16 protein-coding genes and 1 other RNA gene are annotated in these 15,048 nt (G+C 65.7%); 9 read left to right on the top strand and 8 right to left on the bottom strand.

Annotated features, from left to right (window positions below):
* Nucleotides 1-40: 40 nt before the first annotated feature.
* Nucleotides 41-1,564: a cobyric acid synthase gene (locus BUS12_RS34950; RefSeq protein WP_171991778.1), complete on the bottom strand. Its 1,524-nt coding sequence runs from the start codon at nucleotides 1,562-1,564 to the stop codon at nucleotides 41-43.
* Nucleotides 1,565-1,645: 81 nt separating this feature from the next.
* Between BUS12_RS34950 and cobU the strand changes: the two genes are divergently transcribed.
* Genes cobU through BUS12_RS34970 form a run of 4 tightly spaced genes read left to right on the top strand, consistent with a single transcriptional unit; the run spans nucleotide 1,646 to nucleotide 5,137 of the window.
* A complete protein-coding gene (cobU, locus tag BUS12_RS34955; RefSeq protein WP_074302080.1) occupies nucleotides 1,646-2,194 on the top strand; it encodes a bifunctional adenosylcobinamide kinase/adenosylcobinamide-phosphate guanylyltransferase in 549 nt (182 codons plus the stop codon).
* A 2-nt stretch (nucleotides 2,195-2,196) separates the two neighbouring features.
* Nucleotides 2,197-3,132, top strand: coding sequence for an adenosylcobinamide-phosphate synthase CbiB (gene cbiB / locus BUS12_RS34960; RefSeq protein ID WP_074302081.1), 936 nt, complete (start codon nucleotides 2,197-2,199; stop codon nucleotides 3,130-3,132).
* Between the two features lie 4 nt (nucleotides 3,133-3,136).
* On the top strand, nucleotides 3,137-4,156 hold the full coding sequence (gene cobD, locus BUS12_RS34965) for a threonine-phosphate decarboxylase CobD (protein WP_253190295.1): 1,020 nt from the start codon (nucleotides 3,137-3,139) through the stop codon (nucleotides 4,154-4,156).
* Nucleotides 4,157-4,213: 57 nt separating this feature from the next.
* Entirely contained in the window at nucleotides 4,214-5,137 is a 924-nt protein-coding gene (locus tag BUS12_RS34970; RefSeq protein ID WP_083640801.1) for a cobalamin-binding protein, read from the top strand.
* 72 nt (nucleotides 5,138-5,209) lie between these two features.
* On the opposite strand, the gene cobC is transcribed toward BUS12_RS34970, so the two are convergent.
* From cobC to BUS12_RS34995, 5 genes are read right to left on the bottom strand one after another with little or no spacing between them, the layout of a single operon-like run.
* Nucleotides 5,210-5,800 carry an alpha-ribazole phosphatase family protein gene (gene cobC, locus BUS12_RS34975; protein WP_074302083.1) on the bottom strand — a complete coding sequence of 197 codons (591 nt, stop codon included), beginning with the start codon at nucleotides 5,798-5,800 and terminating at the stop codon, nucleotides 5,210-5,212.
* Nucleotides 5,785-6,543, bottom strand: a complete 759-nt coding sequence (locus BUS12_RS34980) for an adenosylcobinamide-GDP ribazoletransferase (RefSeq protein WP_074302084.1) — start codon at nucleotides 6,541-6,543, stop codon at nucleotides 5,785-5,787. The genes cobC and BUS12_RS34980 overlap by 16 nt, the downstream gene beginning before the upstream one ends.
* Before the next feature lie 24 nt (nucleotides 6,544-6,567).
* Nucleotides 6,568-7,650 carry a nicotinate-nucleotide--dimethylbenzimidazole phosphoribosyltransferase gene (gene cobT, locus BUS12_RS34985; protein WP_074302085.1) on the bottom strand — a complete coding sequence of 361 codons (1,083 nt, stop codon included), beginning with the start codon at nucleotides 7,648-7,650 and terminating at the stop codon, nucleotides 6,568-6,570.
* Nucleotides 7,651-7,686: 36 nt separating this feature from the next.
* A complete protein-coding gene (locus tag BUS12_RS34990) occupies nucleotides 7,687-8,529 on the bottom strand; it encodes an ABC transporter ATP-binding protein (protein ID WP_074302086.1) in 843 nt (280 codons plus the stop codon).
* Complete coding sequence (locus BUS12_RS34995) at nucleotides 8,526-9,569, bottom strand: FecCD family ABC transporter permease (RefSeq protein ID WP_074302749.1); 1,044 nt, start codon at nucleotides 9,567-9,569, stop codon at nucleotides 8,526-8,528. The genes BUS12_RS34990 and BUS12_RS34995 overlap by 4 nt, the downstream gene beginning before the upstream one ends.
* Before the next feature lie 604 nt (nucleotides 9,570-10,173).
* On the opposite strand from BUS12_RS34995, the gene BUS12_RS35000 reads away from it, so the two are divergent.
* The 5 genes from BUS12_RS35000 to BUS12_RS35020 all read left to right on the top strand — a co-directional run bounded on the left by BUS12_RS35000 (nucleotide 10,174) and on the right by BUS12_RS35020 (nucleotide 12,788).
* A complete protein-coding gene (locus BUS12_RS35000) occupies nucleotides 10,174-10,548 on the top strand; it encodes a coiled-coil domain-containing protein (RefSeq protein ID WP_074302087.1) in 375 nt (124 codons plus the stop codon).
* Entirely contained in the window at nucleotides 10,545-10,859 is a 315-nt protein-coding gene (locus BUS12_RS35005; RefSeq protein ID WP_074302088.1) for a cell division protein ZapA, read from the top strand. The genes BUS12_RS35000 and BUS12_RS35005 overlap by 4 nt, the downstream gene beginning before the upstream one ends.
* Nucleotides 10,860-10,960: 101 nt before the next feature.
* A non-coding RNA gene (gene ssrS / locus BUS12_RS35010) (6S RNA) lies at nucleotides 10,961-11,142 on the top strand.
* Nucleotides 11,143-11,276: 134 nt separating this feature from the next.
* Nucleotides 11,277-11,735 carry an EVE domain-containing protein gene (locus BUS12_RS35015; protein ID WP_074302089.1) on the top strand — a complete coding sequence of 153 codons (459 nt, stop codon included), beginning with the start codon at nucleotides 11,277-11,279 and terminating at the stop codon, nucleotides 11,733-11,735.
* Between the two features lie 327 nt (nucleotides 11,736-12,062).
* Entirely contained in the window at nucleotides 12,063-12,788 is a 726-nt protein-coding gene (locus BUS12_RS35020) for an SIMPL domain-containing protein (protein WP_074302090.1), read from the top strand.
* A gap of 108 nt (nucleotides 12,789-12,896) precedes the next feature.
* Here BUS12_RS35020 and lgt read toward each other — a convergent pair whose 3' ends face one another.
* Together lgt and BUS12_RS35030 are read right to left on the bottom strand one after the other, a co-directional pair.
* A complete protein-coding gene (gene lgt / locus BUS12_RS35025) occupies nucleotides 12,897-13,802 on the bottom strand; it encodes a prolipoprotein diacylglyceryl transferase (RefSeq protein WP_074302091.1) in 906 nt (301 codons plus the stop codon).
* A gap of 157 nt (nucleotides 13,803-13,959) precedes the next feature.
* Nucleotides 13,960-14,961 carry a LysR family transcriptional regulator gene (locus tag BUS12_RS35030; RefSeq protein WP_074302092.1) on the bottom strand — a complete coding sequence of 334 codons (1,002 nt, stop codon included), beginning with the start codon at nucleotides 14,959-14,961 and terminating at the stop codon, nucleotides 13,960-13,962.
* Nucleotides 14,962-15,048: the final 87 nt, after the last annotated feature.

Below are 15,048 nucleotides of genomic sequence, written 5' to 3' on the forward strand. Positions count from 1 at the left end.
CGTTAATCCACTCCAAGCAGAAAGACCGGGACAGGACAGATCAGCGAATGGCCCCAAACAGGCGCGCCAGGTCGAGATGCCCGGCCAGCGTATCGGCCAGCCGGTCGAGCGAGGCCTCGCGCAGCGCCGGATAATCGACCGCCTCGGCGTCGCTCAGGCCGGCCCATTGCAGCAGCGAGGCGCACGCGGCCGGCGTGTCGAACAGGCTATGCACGTAAGTGGCGAGAATCTGCCCATCCGCCGAGCGCGCGCCGTCCGGACGCTCGCCCCCTTCCGGCGTCGCCAACCGCAACGCCGGCACAGCCAGCGCCGGACCCGCGGTCTCGCCCATGTGAATCTCGTAGCCGGCCACATCGGCCGCGCCCGGCAGCGCGAGGCAACCCGTCACGTTCTTCAGCGTCTTCTCGCGCGTCAAGGTGGTCGAGTAATCGAGCCAGCCGAGACCCGCGACGCTCCCCGGCGTCCCTTCGACGCCATGCGGATCGGCCACTTCGCGCCCAAGCATCTGCATGCCGCCGCAAATGCCGATGACCTTGCCGCCATAGCGCAAATGGCGTTGCAGCACCAGGTCCCAGCCCTGCGCGCGCAGAAACGCGAGGTCGCCCTGCACGTTCTTCGAGCCGGGCAGGATGATCAGATCGGCGGCGGGCGGTGGCGTCCCGCTGCGCACGTAGTGAAAATCGACCTGCGGATGCGCACGCAATGCGTCGAAATCCGTGTGGTTGCTGATATGCGGCAGCACCGGCACGACCACGCGCAGCGTCGTGCGTGCTGCGGCGCCCGCCACCTGCGCGGCACGCAATTCGCGCGGCAGCATGTCTTCGGCGTCGAGCGTGAGGCCATGCAGGTACGGCACCACGCCGAGCACCGGCTTGCCGGTCCGCGCTTCGAGCCAGTCCAGACCCGGCTTGAGCAGACTGATGTCGCCGCGAAAGCGGTTGATGATGAAGCCGCACACACGCGCCTGCTCGCTCTCCGACAGGCACGCGAGCGTCCCGGTCAGATGGGCGAACACCCCGCCGCGATCGATATCCGCGACCAGCACGACCGGACAATCGACCGCCTCCGCAAAACCCATGTTGGCGATATCCCGATCGCGCAGATTGATTTCCGCGGGACTCCCCGCCCCTTCGACGAAGATCGTGTCGTAGCCCGCCTGCAGACGCGCATACGACTCCAGCACCGCTTCGAAGGCCACGGGCTTGTAGTCGTGATACGCGCGCGCATCCAGATTCATGCGCGCCTTGCCGTGGATGATCACCTGCGCGCCGCGATCGCTGGTGGGCTTGAGCAGCACGGGGTTCAGGTCGGTGTGCGCGGCGATGCCCGCCGCCACCGCCTGCAATGCCTGGGCGCGGCCGATCTCGCCGCCGTCGACCGTCACCGCGCTGTTGAGCGCCATGTTCTGCGGCTTGAACGGCGCCACCCGCACGCCGGCGCGAAGCGCGAGGCGGCACAGGCCCGCGACGAGCGTACTCTTGCCCGCGTCGGAGGTCGTCCCCTGGATCATCAGCGCGCCACGCGGGATACGCACTGCGTCAGGCAAGTTCGAAGTCTCTGGCATCGTCACGAAACAGAAGGTCCCGCTGGTTATCCGAAGCGGGCATTATCCCATCGCGCCAGGACGCCCCGGTACAATCACGCCATGATTCCTCGCGACCTCACCTTCGTTCTCGGCGGCGCCCGCTCGGGCAAAAGCCTGCATGCCGAACAGCTCGCGAGCGACAGCGCGCGGCCCGTCACCTATATCGCCACCGCGCGTCGCGCCGACGACGCGGAATTCGCCGCCCGCATCGCCCATCATCGCGCGCGGCGTCCGGCTCACTGGCAACTGATCGAGGCGTCCGTGGATCTCGCCGGCGCGGTTGCACAAGCCGACGCGCCGGGGCACTGCATCCTGATCGACTGCCTGACCTTGTGGCTCGCCAATCTCCTTTGCCCACCCGACGGCGCCGCCCCGAGCGACGACTACCTCGCGCGCTTTGCGGCCTTCGAGGCGGCGCTTGGCGCGGCCGCCGGCAAGATCATCGTGGTCAGCAATGAGATCGGTCTCGGTGTGGTGCCGCTGGGTGCCGCCACGCGTCTCTACGTCGACGAACTCGGGCGGCTCAATCAACGCATCGCGGCCTTGAGCACCCAGGTCACGATGATGGTCGCGGGCCTGCCGCTCGCACTCAAGACGGCGGTCCGCTAACCATGCTGTCGCTGCCCCTGATCGCCGCGCTGGCGACCGCCGGCGTCGCCGTGGACCGCTGGTTCGGCGAACCGCGCACGGCGCATCCACTCGTCGGCTTCGGCAAGCTCGCCATGCGCATCGAAGCGCGGCTGAACACCGGGCGGCGCGGACGATTGCTCGGCATCGTCGCGTGGGGATGCGCCGTGTTGCCGCCGGTCCTCGTCGCCACGTGGCTCGTCGCGGTCCTGCCGTTCGCCTTGGCCTGCGCCGTACATGTCGTGTTGCTTTGGTTCGCGCTCGGCGCGCGCAGTCTCAACGACCACATTGCACCCATCGCCCGCGCGCTCGCCCAGCGCAATCTTGCCGAGGCCCGTACGCTGACCGCGCGCATCGTGTCGCGCGAGACCGGCAGCGCAGACGAAGCCGCACTCTCGCGCGCCGCCGTCGAATCGGCGCTCGAAAACGGCAACGATGCGATCTTCGGCGCGCTCTTCTGGTTCGCGGTGGCGGGTGGTCCGGGCGCGCTCGCGTTTCGCCTTGCCAACACGCTCGACGCCATGTGGGGCTATCGCACGCCGCGTTATCTGCGCTTTGGTTGGGCCGCCGCACGCATCGACGATGGCCTCAACTGGTTTCCCGCGCGCCTGACCGCCGCGAGCTATGCGCTGCTCGGCGACACGCGAACGGCCTGGCGCTGCTGGCGCGAGCAGGCGCCGCGCTGGGACAGTCCCAACGCAGGGCCCGTGATGGCGTCCGGCGCCGGCAGTCTCAACGTGCTGCTGGGCGGTGCCGCGGTGTATCACGGCGCGATCGAACAACGCCCTACGCTCGGCGCGGGGCAGCCCGCCAACGCCGGGCATATCGTCGCGGCGCTGCAACTGGTTGAGCGCGCGGTGATACTGTGGCTCGCAGTCCTGATCGTGCTTGCGTTGCTGAGCGTCCCGTTTCATGGCTGATTTTATGGCTGATCCCATCGTCCACGGCGGCAATCTGCACGAAGCCTCGCAGCGCTACGGCATTCCATACGCGCAATGGCTCGATCTTTCGACCGGCATCAATCCGCAAGGTTATCCGGTGCCGCCGCTGCCCGCCGACGCATGGCGCCGCCTGCCCGACGAAGGCGACGGTCTGGCGGCATGTGCCGCCCACTACTACGGTGCTCCCGATGCGCGGCAGGTGCTGCCGGTGGCAGGCAGCCAGGCGGCCATTCGCGCGTTGCCTGGACTCATACCGCGTGCGACGGTGGCAATTGCGCCGCTGACCTATAGCGAATATGCCCCGGCGTTCGAGCGGGCGGGTCATCGGATCGTACCGCTCGATATCGCATGCGACGCGTTGCCTGACGATGTCACGCACGCCGTGATCGTCAATCCGAACAACCCGACGGCCGATCATCTGAGCGCCGCAAAACTGCTGCAGTGGCACGCGCAACTGACGGCACGCGGCGGCACGCTGGTGGTCGACGAGGCATTCGCGGATGCGATGCCTGGGGCCTCGCTTGCCGCCTGTACGAACCGCGCCGGCCTTGTCGTGTTGCGCTCGCCCGGCAAGTTCTTCGGCCTCGCCGGCGTGCGAGCCGGGTTCGTGTTGAGCGATCCGGTGCTGCTAGGAAGGTTGCGCGAGATACTCGGCGCATGGACCGTCAGCGGTCCCGCACGACATGCGGTGAGCGCCGCCTTCACAGACCTCACATGGCAAAACCAGATGCGCGCGCAACTCGCGGCGCAAAGCGCGCGCCTCACCGGTTTGTTGCAGGCACAACGTTTCTCGCCACACAGCACGCCGCTTTTCGCGTGGACCGACGACCCGCGTGCCGCCGCGTTGCATCACGAGCTCGCCTTGCGCGGTATCTGGACACGGTTGTTTCCCGCGTCGGCCAGCGTGCGGTTTGGCTTGCCAGGCTCCAGGGACGAGTGGCTGCGGTTCGAGCAAGCGCTAAGCGAAAGCGTTCATGTAATCGAAGCGGCGCGCGCAGGTTGACCTGCCCGGCGCGCACCTATCGAAAGCGCACCCATCAAAAAACTCACGTCTCGCCACATGATCCGACTGCCCCGCCTCGTCTCACTTGCCGGCGCCATGCTGCTTGCCTGCGCTTACGCGTCGTCGGCACACGCCACCGTCACCGCGACTGACGACACGGGCGCGACCGTCGCGCTCGCAGCACCGGCGCAACGCGTGATCAGCCTCGCGCCGCACGTGACCGAGCTGATCTATGCAGCGGGCGGCGGCGCGAAACTCGTCGGCGCGGTTTCGTACAGCGACTATCCGTCCGAAGCGAAGCAGGTACCGCGCGTCGGCGACAACAAGGCGCTCGACCTCGAACGCATCGTCGCGCTCAAGCCGGACCTGATCGTCGTCTGGCGGCACGGCAATGCGCAGGCCCAACTTGAACGCCTGCGCGAACTGCACATTCCGCTCTTCTTCAGCGAACCGCATCAACTTGACGACGTTGCCGTGACGCTGACCCGGCTCGGCACCTTGCTCGGCACATCGGGCACCGCAGACGCGGCGGCCAGCGCTTACCGGCAGGACATCGCGCAGTTGCGCAGCCGCTATGCGAGCCGGCCGCCCGTCAGCGTGTTCTATCAGGTCTGGGATCAGCCGCTGATGACGCTCAACGGCACGCACATGATCAGCGATGTGATCACGTTATGTGGTGGACGCAACGTGTTTGCGAAACTCGCGCCGCTGGTGCCGACCGTTTCCACTGAAGCCGTACTGGCGGCCAACCCGGAAGCGATCGTGACCGCATCGGCGGGTGCGACCAAGCCTGACGCGCCGCTACCGCAACTGGAGAAATGGCGCGCGTGGCCGAGCCTCAAGGCCGTGGCGCGCAACAACCTGTTTGCGATCGACGGCGATCTGATCGACCGGCCCGCGCCGCGAATCGCACAGGGCGCCAGGCAGTTGTGCGAGGACCTGGAGGTGGCGCGCTCGCGCAGGCCCGCGAGTGAGGAGTGAGATTCGCGTGATGGCGTGTCACGCTATTGGTTGAAGATTGAGACGACGCAGCCAACCCGACACGCGACACGCTCACGCATTCCACCGCACGAGCGACCAGACCTGCCGCTCATCGTCACGCCGCAGCCACACCACGCCGGACATATCGAGCGACCATTGCGTCGAACGTGCCACCGGCACGCCCAGCACCAGCGACGCAAGCACCCGTATCACGCCGGCATGCGTCACGACGTAAGCCGGCGAGCATTCGCGCGTCAGCCCAAAGCCATCGAGCCACGACTGCACCCGCTCGACGAACTGCGCGACACTCTCGCCGCCATGGGCGCGTGCGTGGTCGAAATCGGCTGCCCATTCATCCAGCAAGCTGCGACCGATCGCATCCCAGCGCTGTAGCTCCCACGCGCCGAAATTCATTTCCTTCAGACGTTCGTCGACGCTATGCGCGCAGCCGAAATTACCGGCCATCGCGCCTGCGACCGACGCACAACGCAGCAGCGGACTGGAGAGCAATACGCGCGGCGGCGGCACCTGCAAGGTGGCGAGGCGCATCGCCAGCGCCGCGGCCGACGCGGACGGATCGTCGGCGAGCGCTACGTCGCTTTGGCCGTAACACACGCCTTGCTCCACGGCGACGGCCGGATGTCGCATCAGAACGAGATCCACGCGAGCCCCAACAGATAGATAGCCAGTTCGAAAATCTGCTGCGCGAAACCAAGGCAATCGCCGGTATAACCGCCAATGCGTCTGACGAAATAGCGGCCCAGCACAAAGCGCAGTACTGCCAACATCATAAGCGTCGCACACGCGAAGCGCCAATCCGGCCAGAACAGCGCCGGCAATCCGAACAGCGCCGCCCACGCGAACGCGGCGCCGCTCAGGCGCTGCGCCACGGGCTTCGCCTTGCCTTCCGCGCGCACATAGTCGAGCGTCGCCAGATAACTGATCGCGCAGGTGCGGCTCGCGGCATGTGCCGCAATTATCAGACCTGCCGCCCGCAGCGGCGGCAACGTCGACAACGTCTGCCACTTCAGCGCCAACGCGATCACGAGAGCAATGGCGCCGAACGCGCCGATGCGCGAATCGTGCATGATGCGCAGCACGTCCTCACGCGTATAGGCGCCGCCGAACGCATCGCAGCAATCCGCCAGACCGTCCTCGTGGAAGGCGCCCGTCACCAGCAGGGTCGCGGCCATCGACAGCAGCACGGCCACGCCCGGCGGGAACACGCGCAACGCGGCCAGATAGACGAGCGCACCCAGTCCGCCTACCAGCACACCGACCAGCGGAAAATAACGCGCGGCCGCGTTCAGATAGTGCGGCTCATAGCCGACCCAGCGCGGCACCGGCACGCGCGTGAAATACCCCAGCGCCGTGAAGAAATAGCGCAACTCCATGAGCGGGTTCATCAGCGTGCGACGCCTGTGAGCCGCTCACGCATCGCGGTCCGCGACACCGGCCGATTCGAAGCTCGCCATCTCGTTCAGGAACGCCACCGCCGCGCGCAGCAGCGGCACCGCGAGCGCCGCACCGGTGCCTTCGCCAAGCCGCATGTCCAGCGCGAGCAACGGGATGCCGCCGAAATGATCGAGCATGCGGCGATGCCCTGCTTCGTTCGAGGCATGCGCAAATACGCAATACTCGCGCACACTGGGCGCAAACGCATCGGCCACCAGCAGCGCGGAGGTGGCGATGAAACCGTCCACCAGAATCGTCATGCGCGCTTCGGCGGCGGCGAGATACGCACCGGCCATCATCGCGATTTCGAAGCCGCCGAAGGTTGCGAGCACATCCAATGCGGTGGCGCTCGACACAATGGCGCCGCGCGCCTCGGCACCCTGCGGATGACGCGCAAGCGCCGAGGCAAGCACGTTGCGTTTCTTCGCGAGCCCGGCATTGTCGAGCCCTGTGCCGCGACCGACGCATTCGTCGATCGGCACGCCGCACAGGCGGCTCATCAGACAGGCCGCCGCCGACGTGTTGGCAATCCCCATCTCGCCGAAACCGATTACGTTGGTCCCGAGCGCCGCGTGATGGCGCACGCGTTCTGCGCCGGCACGCATCGCGGCGAGCGCCTGGTCGCGCGTCATGGCGGGTTCATGGGCGAAGTTGCGCGTACCGGCCGCAATGGGAATATCGACGAGCCCCTCGGTGCCCGGCAACGGCGTTGCAATCCCCGCATTGACCACTTCAAGCGTGATGTCGGCCACGCGGCTCAACGCGTTGATGGCCGCGCCGCCGGCCAGAAAGTTCGCCACCATCTGCGCGGTCACGGCCTGCGGATACGGACTCACCCCTTCCTGCGCGATGCCATGGTCGCCGGCGAACACGATCATGGCCGGGCGCTGCACCGTCGGATGCGTGGTGCGCTGGATAAGGCCCATCTGCCGCGCCAGCGTTTCGAGCCGCCCGAGGCTGCCGGGCGGCTTGGTCTTCGTATCGATGAGGTGTTGCAGCGTGCTGCGCAGCGTCTGATCGAGCGGTTCGACAACGGGTAAAACGAGGGACGAAATCATAGGGCTTCGAGTAAAAGATCAGTTCTTGTTCGTTCTTCAGGGTGCCGGTCCGGCCGACCCACGCTGCGCATCGGGCAGCCGCGGTGCCGGAATCAGCGCCTCGTGGCCGCCGTCCTGCAGCAGGATCAGCGGATAGCCGAAGGCGCGGCTCGCGAGCGTGGGCGTCAGCACTTCGCGCACCGGGCCGGCGCAGGCCACGCCCGTGCCGTCGAGCAGCAGCGCATGCGTCGCGAAACGGCGCGCCAGGTTCAGGTCGTGACACGAAAACACTACTGTACGCTTCGGCGCACTCGCCCAGGCAGTCAACGCCTCGAGGCAATCGATCTGGTGATGCAGGTCCAGATGCGACAGCGGTTCGTCGAGCAGCAACAGCGGCGCATCCTGGCACAACACGGCGGCCAGTGCGACACGCTGCCGCTCGCCGCCTGAGAGCGACAGCACGTCGCGCCTCGCGAAACTGGCGAGGCCCAGCAAGTCGAGCGCGGCATGAGCGGCCGCGCGATCGGCTGCGCCCTCCCAGCCCCACCCTGCCAGATGCGGAAAGCGGTTCAGCATCACGATATCGAGCACGCTGGCGCTGAATGCATCGTGCGCGCTTTGCGGCATCAACGCGCGGCGCCGCGCGAGCGGCACCGGCGGCCAGTCGGCCACGCGCACGCCATCGAGTTCCACCTGGCCCGCGGCAGGCTGCTGCAAACCCGCCAGCGCCGAAATCAGCGTGGTCTTGCCGGCGCCGTTCGGCCCGGCGATGCACCAGACTTCGCCGGGATAAAACGTATGAGTGAAGCGCTCGAGCAGCGTGCGCTCGCCCGCGCGCAACGTGATCTGTTGCGCGCTGAGTGTGGCCACGGTGGATGGGGATGTCGTGCGTGTCGTCATCGCGGCCTGCGTAGCAGCATCCACAGAAACACCGGCACGCCGATCAGCGCCGTGATCACGCCCACCGGCAATTGCGCCGGCGCGATCACCGTGCGGGCGACAAGGTCCGCGCCCATCACCGCCATGCCGCCGCCGAGCGCGGCAGCCGGCAACAACATGCGCTGATCGTTGCCGAACGCAAGCCGCAACGTATGCGGCACCACCAGACCGACGAAGCCGATCGTCCCACCGGTCGTCACCGCAGCGGCGGCCGCGAGTGAAGCCACGAGATAGACACGCAAGCGCAGGCGCATCACGGATACGCCCAAAGCCTGCGCGGCCGCATCGCCGCGCAACAGCACATTGAGTTGCGGCGCCGCGGGCAGCATCGCCACCAGCACGACGACGAGCGCAGCGAGTGCGAGCCAGGGCATACCGCCGCCGTTCAGGTCGCCGGTCAGCCAGAACAACATCCCGCGCAAACGGTCGTCCGGCGCGAGCGTCAACAGCAAGGTGATCAGCGCGCCCCAGCCTGCTGCAATTACCGCGCCGGTCAACAGCAAACGCGGCGAGGTGTCCTGCGGCTCGCCACGCCACAACTCGCGGCGCGCGAGGCCGAGCACCAGCAGGATCGACACGAAAGCGCCGGCAAAGGCACTTGCATCGACGAGCCACCACGCGCAACCGGCCATCATCGCAAACAGCGCGAAACTGGCCGCGCCGCCGGACACGCCCAGGACATACGGTTCGGCTAACGGATTGCGCAGCAACACCTGCAGCAACGCGCCGGCCACCGCGAGCAACGCGCCGCATGCGAAGCCGGCCAACGCGCGCGGCAAACGCAGCGAGCGGACGATCTCGCCCGCGAGGTCGGCGGGGACGCCGCTGTGGGAGGACTGCGGCAGGAGCGCAGCCAACACGCGCGCGGGCGTGAGCGGCACGCTGCCGAGCGCGAGCGAGGCGATCAGCACGGCCAACGCCAGCACGGCCAGCACGCACCAGATCGCCGCCGCGCGGCGCGCGTGCATGACCGGCATGCGGCGCACGGACAGTCGATTCATCCGCGCAGCCTCAGCGCCGGCGGCATGACGCGATTGCCGTTGCCGGCCCGGCGCGAGGCAGTCGCTGTCACGCAGGTGAGTGCAGAGGTAGGCCTGCTCATAGTCCTTGTTCGAAAGATCCTGCTGGAATTTTTGTGGCGACGTAGCACGTCTTCGTGACGTTGTGGTGTTGTAGCGCGCTGCACGACCCACCTTCACACGCCTCTCGCGCAGTGGCACACTCGCGGGTTTGCGTTTGAAACCCACGTCCTGGTCGGCCTGCGTGAGCACGCGGACGCTCACTGTTGCGGGGCAACACAGGTGGGGGTCGCGTTGGCGGACTCGTTCCCTGTCTGCCGTTTAGCAGCACACGATAGTCGGAAAATCGCATACGGACATCAGGGCGCCGCAAGTTTATGAGCGCCGGAAAAACCCGTCAAGAAAGGTCAAAGCGTACCGGTTCTGTGCGGTTGCAAACGGATAAATGTGAAATTCAGGAGGACCTACAGGCCGATTCGGCCACCGAAGTCTGCACAAAGCGATGCTGTTACGTCTCGAAACGAGACAATTGTCGGAACCTGCGACATTCCGCGCTAAAATGTCACGTCTTTAGAGGACGCAGCACATGCTCACCGAACTCGAAACACTTTCACAGAATATCGGCAGGCTGATTTCGATCAGCCAGCGTCATAACGAAGCGCGTCAAGCGCTCGAAACCCAGCTCGCCCAGGTGCGCGCCGAGGCCGATGCAACACGCGCAGAACTTGCGCAGATGCGCGAAGAACGCGATGCGCTGCAAGCGGAGCGCGACGCGCTGTCGGCGAAGATCGACGACGCCCAGGTGCGCCTGAATGCGATCCTCGAAAAGTTGCCGCGTGCACGCGCTCACAATGAGCCGGACAACCAGCTCGACCTGCTCTCACCCGCGCACGAGTCGCATGACGCGCATCAGGAAGAAGAGGCCGGCAGCGCCGTCACCCGTCACGGAGAAAACGCATGACCACCAAGCAGATCGAAGTATCGATTCTCGGCCAGCCGTATCGTCTCGCCTGTTCGCCGGAAACCGAAGCTGCGCTGCTTGAGGCGGTGGCACGCGTCGACGCGGAGATGTCGAAGATCCGCGCGCACAGCAATGTACGTGGCGTCGATCGCATTGCTGTGATGGCTGCGCTGTCGCTGGCATCGGAACTGCTTAAGCTGCAAGCGAGCGTGCGGCACGGAGAAGCATTTCCTGCTGAGGAAATCCGGCGTACAATGCATCAAATGAACGAACAGCTAGGTACTGTGATTCAACAGTACAGCATGCAGTAAAAAGGTTTAAAGTAGCTGCACGGCCAAGTTCTGACTCAAGTGTGGAATTCAAGCGAAGTGCGCGATCAAGCATCAGCAAGCACTTGAGGTCAATCAGTTTAGCTTCCCTGCCTGGTTCGCCAAGGTCATATATTCCTTGAACCAATGCCATGTGCACGGTTGTGGAAATTTGCAGCACGGGTGTGCGCGTCACTCTGTCTGATGTACCCGAAGTGCTGCTAACTGCGACCAATTCTGAACTCCCGGTTCAGGATGCCGGCCTAGCGGCTAAGGCGGGGACCTTATCAAACGGCATCGGACATGGGTCCGGTGCCGTTTTTCTTTTGGGTCCTGTCTTTGCGTCGCCGCTGTGTGCGTTTCGCTTTTAGGCCTTGATTTGCGGCGTTTTCTCTTTCTTTTCAACGTTCAATTCGATTCATGCGCTATTGGCTAATGAAGTCCGAACCGGACGAAGCGAGCATCGACCACCTCGCCCACGCCCCGCACCACACCTTGCCGTGGACCGGCGTACGCAACTATCAGGCGCGTAATTTCATGCGCGACATGATGCAGATCGGCGACGGCGTGCTCTTCTATCATTCGAGCTGCCCCGAGCCGGGCATTGCCGGCCTCGCCGAGGTCGTGTCGACACCCTACCCCGACCCCACGCAGTTCGACGCGAAAAGCCCCTACTACGATCCGAAGTCGACACCTGAGACACCACGCTGGGTACTCGTCGACGTTGTCTTCAAGAAGAAAATCCCGTTGATTCCGCTTGCCGCGTTGCGCGAGCATGCGGAACTCGCGGACATGCGCGTGCTCGCCAAGGGTAACCGGCTGTCGATCACGCCCGTCACCGAAGCCGAGTGGCGCTTCATCACGAAGCGGCTAGCGTAGCGTGCATAGCCAGGCAGTGCGCCGCGCGGCGCACTCGCTTCGCGCCGCGGCTTCGCGCCGCGACAAGCCAATTGTCAAGTCAGGGAACCAAGGCGGGGTGCGCGACGACTAATTGGGTCGCAAGCGCGGCTCATCCGCATCGACCGCACAAGCAGGTCGCAAGCGGCAGCCGCGCGCCTGGCCGGCAAGCGTCGTGCCATCGGGTAGAACGATCAATCCCAATGTCGAGCACGCGGCGCACGCAGCGGATCGCCTCATGAAAGGCCTTCGCACGCAGCCAGCCCATATAGTCATCGCGCATAACCTGCTCAAGCAAGGAGTCTAACAATGACGCAAAAAACCGCACGTGCCATCGCATTCGCCATGGCCCTCGCCACTCCGCTCGCACTTGCATCGGCCGCTGCCCACGCGCAGGGCGTCACGCAAGCCGAACCGTCCGGCGTGCTGTCGCTGAACGCGCAAGCCAGCGCCGAGGTTCCACAGGATGTCGTGGATATCACCCTGTTCTACGAACAGGAAGCGAGCGACCCGTCCGCGCTCACCAGCACGCTCAACCAGCGCGCCGATGCTGCCCTGCGCCAGGCCAAGGGCGTGAGCGGCGTCACCGCGCGCACCGGTTCGTTCTCCATCTATCCGTCCACCGATCGCGATGGGCGCATCTCGGCGTGGCGCGGCCGCACGGAAGTGGTACTGGAGTCGCATGATTTCGCCGCGGCCTCGAAGCTGGCCGGTCAGATGGCCTCGAACATGCAGGTTGGCAACGTGCAGTTCTCGCTGTCGCCGGAGGCGCAGCGCGCGGCAGAGCAGAAGCTCACCAGCGAAGCCATCGCTTCGTTTCGCCAGCAGGCGAGCGCCGGCGCGCAGGCGTTCGGCTATAGCGGTTATTCGATTCGTGAAGTCAACGTCGGGCACAACGGTGTGATGCCGCGTCCCATGATGATGATGAGCGCGCGTGCGATGGGCGCCGATGCAAAAGCGGCCGCACCGCTGCCGCTCGAAGGCGGTACCTCGACGGTGACCGTGAACGTGTCGGGCTCCGTGCAGATGAAGTAACGCGAAGTAACGCGCGGATACGCGAGCGGGACGCGCAGTACAACCCGTTGCACGAAGAGAAACGCCACGGCATGCCGTGGCGTTTCTTCATTCAGCGCGGCATGACGCTCAGTTCGCGCCGACGGCCTTGGCCGCTTCGCGGCCCTTGCGTCGATACGCCCACACCAGCAGGCCCACGCCGGCGACGATCATCGGCATCGACAGCCACTGCCCCATCGACAGTCCCATCGCCAGCAAGCCCAGGAAATCGTCGGGCTCACGGGCGAATTCCACCGTGAAGCGCGCGAGACCGTAGCCGATCAGAAACACCGCGGAGATCGCTCCGAGCGGGCGCGGCTTGCGCGAGAAGAACCACAACACGAAGAACAAGGTGATGCCTTCGAGCGCGATCTCATACAGCTCCGACGGATGACGCGGCAGCATGTGGTATTGCGCGAAGATATCGTTCAGATGCCACTTCGCCGCCAGTTCCGGGTGCTTCGTCAGCCAGACGGCGTCGTCGTTCGAGGCGCCCGGGAACATCATCGCCCACGGTGCGTTCGGATCGGTCACGCGGCCCCACAACTCGCCGTTGATAAAGTTGCCGAGCCGGCCCGCCGCGAGCCCGGTGGGCACCATCGGCGCAACGAAATCGGTCACCTGCAGCCACGAGCGCTTGCGCTGATACGCGAACAGCACCATCGCGAGCGTGACGCCGAGGAAGCCGCCGTGAAACGACATGCCGCCTTCCCAGACCTTGAAGATGTCGAGCGGATGCGCGAAGTAGTAGTCGGCCTTGTAGAACAGCACATAGCCGAGCCGGCCGCCGAAGATCGTGCCGAGCACACCGTAGAACAGCATGTCGTCGATATCTTTGGCGGTCCAGCCTTGCGCGGCGACGTACGGCAGACGCAGGCGCAGCCGGCCGACGACGATCGCCATGATGAAGGCCACCAGGTACATCAGGCCGTACCAGCGCACGGCGAGCGGCCCTAGATGGATTGCGATCGGGTCGAAGTTGGGATGAATGTGCATCGTATTGTTATGGGCAGTTCAGGTTCAAAAGCGGATTCGATAAGGCCAGGCAGATTGGCGTTGTTGGCATTGGACGGGCCACGACGCGATGGGTTCGCCGCAAGTGGGTCACGCCAGGCAAAAAGGCGCAGTGTAAGCCCCGTAGCTTTCACTCCCCTCACCCGGCGGGCAAGCCGGCCTGCGCTTCGACGGTGGCCGCATGCGCGCGCACGATGTCGATAAACCCGGCCAACACCGGGCTCACCTGCGCGGTGCGCCACACCAGCCCCGTCTCGATGGCCGGCACCGATTCGCGCAGCGGCCGGTACACCACACCGGTGCGGCGCAGGTTACGCAGCGATTGCGGCACCAGTGCGACACCCATGCCCGCCGACACCAGGCTCACGATCGTCTGCATCTGGATCGCTTCCTGGCCGATGCGTGGCGTGAGGCCGGCCACGCCGTAGCAATCCATAATGATGTCATAAAAGCCTGGCGCGAGACGCCTCGGGAAGATCACAAGCGGGGCATCGGCGACATCGCGCAGGCTGATCGGCGCGTCGAGCCACTCGGCGCCGGCCGGCGTGTCGGCGTCGCAACCCGGCCCCTTGATCCGCCCTTCGACCCGCGCGGCCATCTCCGAAGACATGGCAATCACCAACGGCTCGCGGGCAATCGGCAACCACGACAGGTGCGCGGCATGACGCGGCGGCAGCGGCGCGATCACGAGACCGGCGTCGATGCGGCCGGCCACCAGTTCGTCGATCTGCACGTCGCTCGTGGCTTCGGTCAGTTGCAGGCGCACGCGCGGATGGCGCCCGCCGAAGTCGCGCAGCAGCGAGGGCAAAAGGCCGTAATCCGCAGTCGAAACGAAGGCCAGCGACAACACCCCCGCCTCGCCGCGCGCAAGGCTCTGCGCGAGCGGCCGCAGGCTTTCCGCGCTGGCCAGCAGTCGCCGCACCTCGGGTAGCAGGTCGGCGCCCACCTGGGTCAGCTCCACCGAACGCTTGGTGCGCGCGAAGAGTTCGACGCCCAGCGTCTCCTCCAGCGCGCGAATGGCCTGCGACAACGGCGGCTGCGTCATGGAGAGGCGCGTGGCCGCGCGGCCGAAGTGTTTCTCTTCGGCGACGGCAATGAAATAGCGCAACTGGCGCAGATCGGGCGTGACAGGGAGTGTCATCAATATATTTTACGACCTAATAGGCCGCTAATAATACATTGAACACACCCAGCGAAAAACGGCGTTCTTGCCGGCGGCGCCACCACC

It is taken from the genome of Paraburkholderia phenazinium (assembly GCF_900142845.1).
GTDB lineage: Bacteria > Pseudomonadota > Gammaproteobacteria > Burkholderiales > Burkholderiaceae > Paraburkholderia > Paraburkholderia phenazinium_A.

What these genes read in the sequence shown, in the direction of transcription:
- BUS12_RS34950 (WP_171991778.1), bottom strand. Translation starts at nt 1,564, where the DNA reads ATGCCAGAGACTTCGAACTTGCCTGACGCAGTGCGTATCCCGCGTGGC.
- cobU (WP_074302080.1), top strand. Translation starts at nt 1,646, where the DNA reads ATGATTCCTCGCGACCTCACCTTCGTTCTCGGCGGCGCCCGCTCGGGC.
- cbiB (WP_074302081.1), top strand. Translation starts at nt 2,197, where the DNA reads ATGCTGTCGCTGCCCCTGATCGCCGCGCTGGCGACCGCCGGCGTCGCC.
- cobD (WP_253190295.1), top strand. Translation starts at nt 3,137, where the DNA reads ATGGCTGATCCCATCGTCCACGGCGGCAATCTGCACGAAGCCTCGCAG.
- BUS12_RS34970 (WP_083640801.1), top strand. Translation starts at nt 4,214, where the DNA reads ATGATCCGACTGCCCCGCCTCGTCTCACTTGCCGGCGCCATGCTGCTT.
- BUS12_RS34980 (WP_074302084.1), bottom strand. Translation starts at nt 6,543, where the DNA reads ATGAACCCGCTCATGGAGTTGCGCTATTTCTTCACGGCGCTGGGGTAT.
- cobT (WP_074302085.1), bottom strand. Translation starts at nt 7,650, where the DNA reads ATGATTTCGTCCCTCGTTTTACCCGTTGTCGAACCGCTCGATCAGACG.
- BUS12_RS34990 (WP_074302086.1), bottom strand. Translation starts at nt 8,529, where the DNA reads ATGACGACACGCACGACATCCCCATCCACCGTGGCCACACTCAGCGCG.
- BUS12_RS34995 (WP_074302749.1), bottom strand. Translation starts at nt 9,569, where the DNA reads ATGAATCGACTGTCCGTGCGCCGCATGCCGGTCATGCACGCGCGCCGC.
- BUS12_RS35000 (WP_074302087.1), top strand. Translation starts at nt 10,174, where the DNA reads ATGCTCACCGAACTCGAAACACTTTCACAGAATATCGGCAGGCTGATT.
- BUS12_RS35005 (WP_074302088.1), top strand. Translation starts at nt 10,545, where the DNA reads ATGACCACCAAGCAGATCGAAGTATCGATTCTCGGCCAGCCGTATCGT.
- BUS12_RS35015 (WP_074302089.1), top strand. Translation starts at nt 11,277, where the DNA reads ATGCGCTATTGGCTAATGAAGTCCGAACCGGACGAAGCGAGCATCGAC.
- BUS12_RS35020 (WP_074302090.1), top strand. Translation starts at nt 12,063, where the DNA reads ATGACGCAAAAAACCGCACGTGCCATCGCATTCGCCATGGCCCTCGCC.
- lgt (WP_074302091.1), bottom strand. Translation starts at nt 13,802, where the DNA reads ATGCACATTCATCCCAACTTCGACCCGATCGCAATCCATCTAGGGCCG.
- BUS12_RS35030 (WP_074302092.1), bottom strand. Translation starts at nt 14,961, where the DNA reads ATGACACTCCCTGTCACGCCCGATCTGCGCCAGTTGCGCTATTTCATT.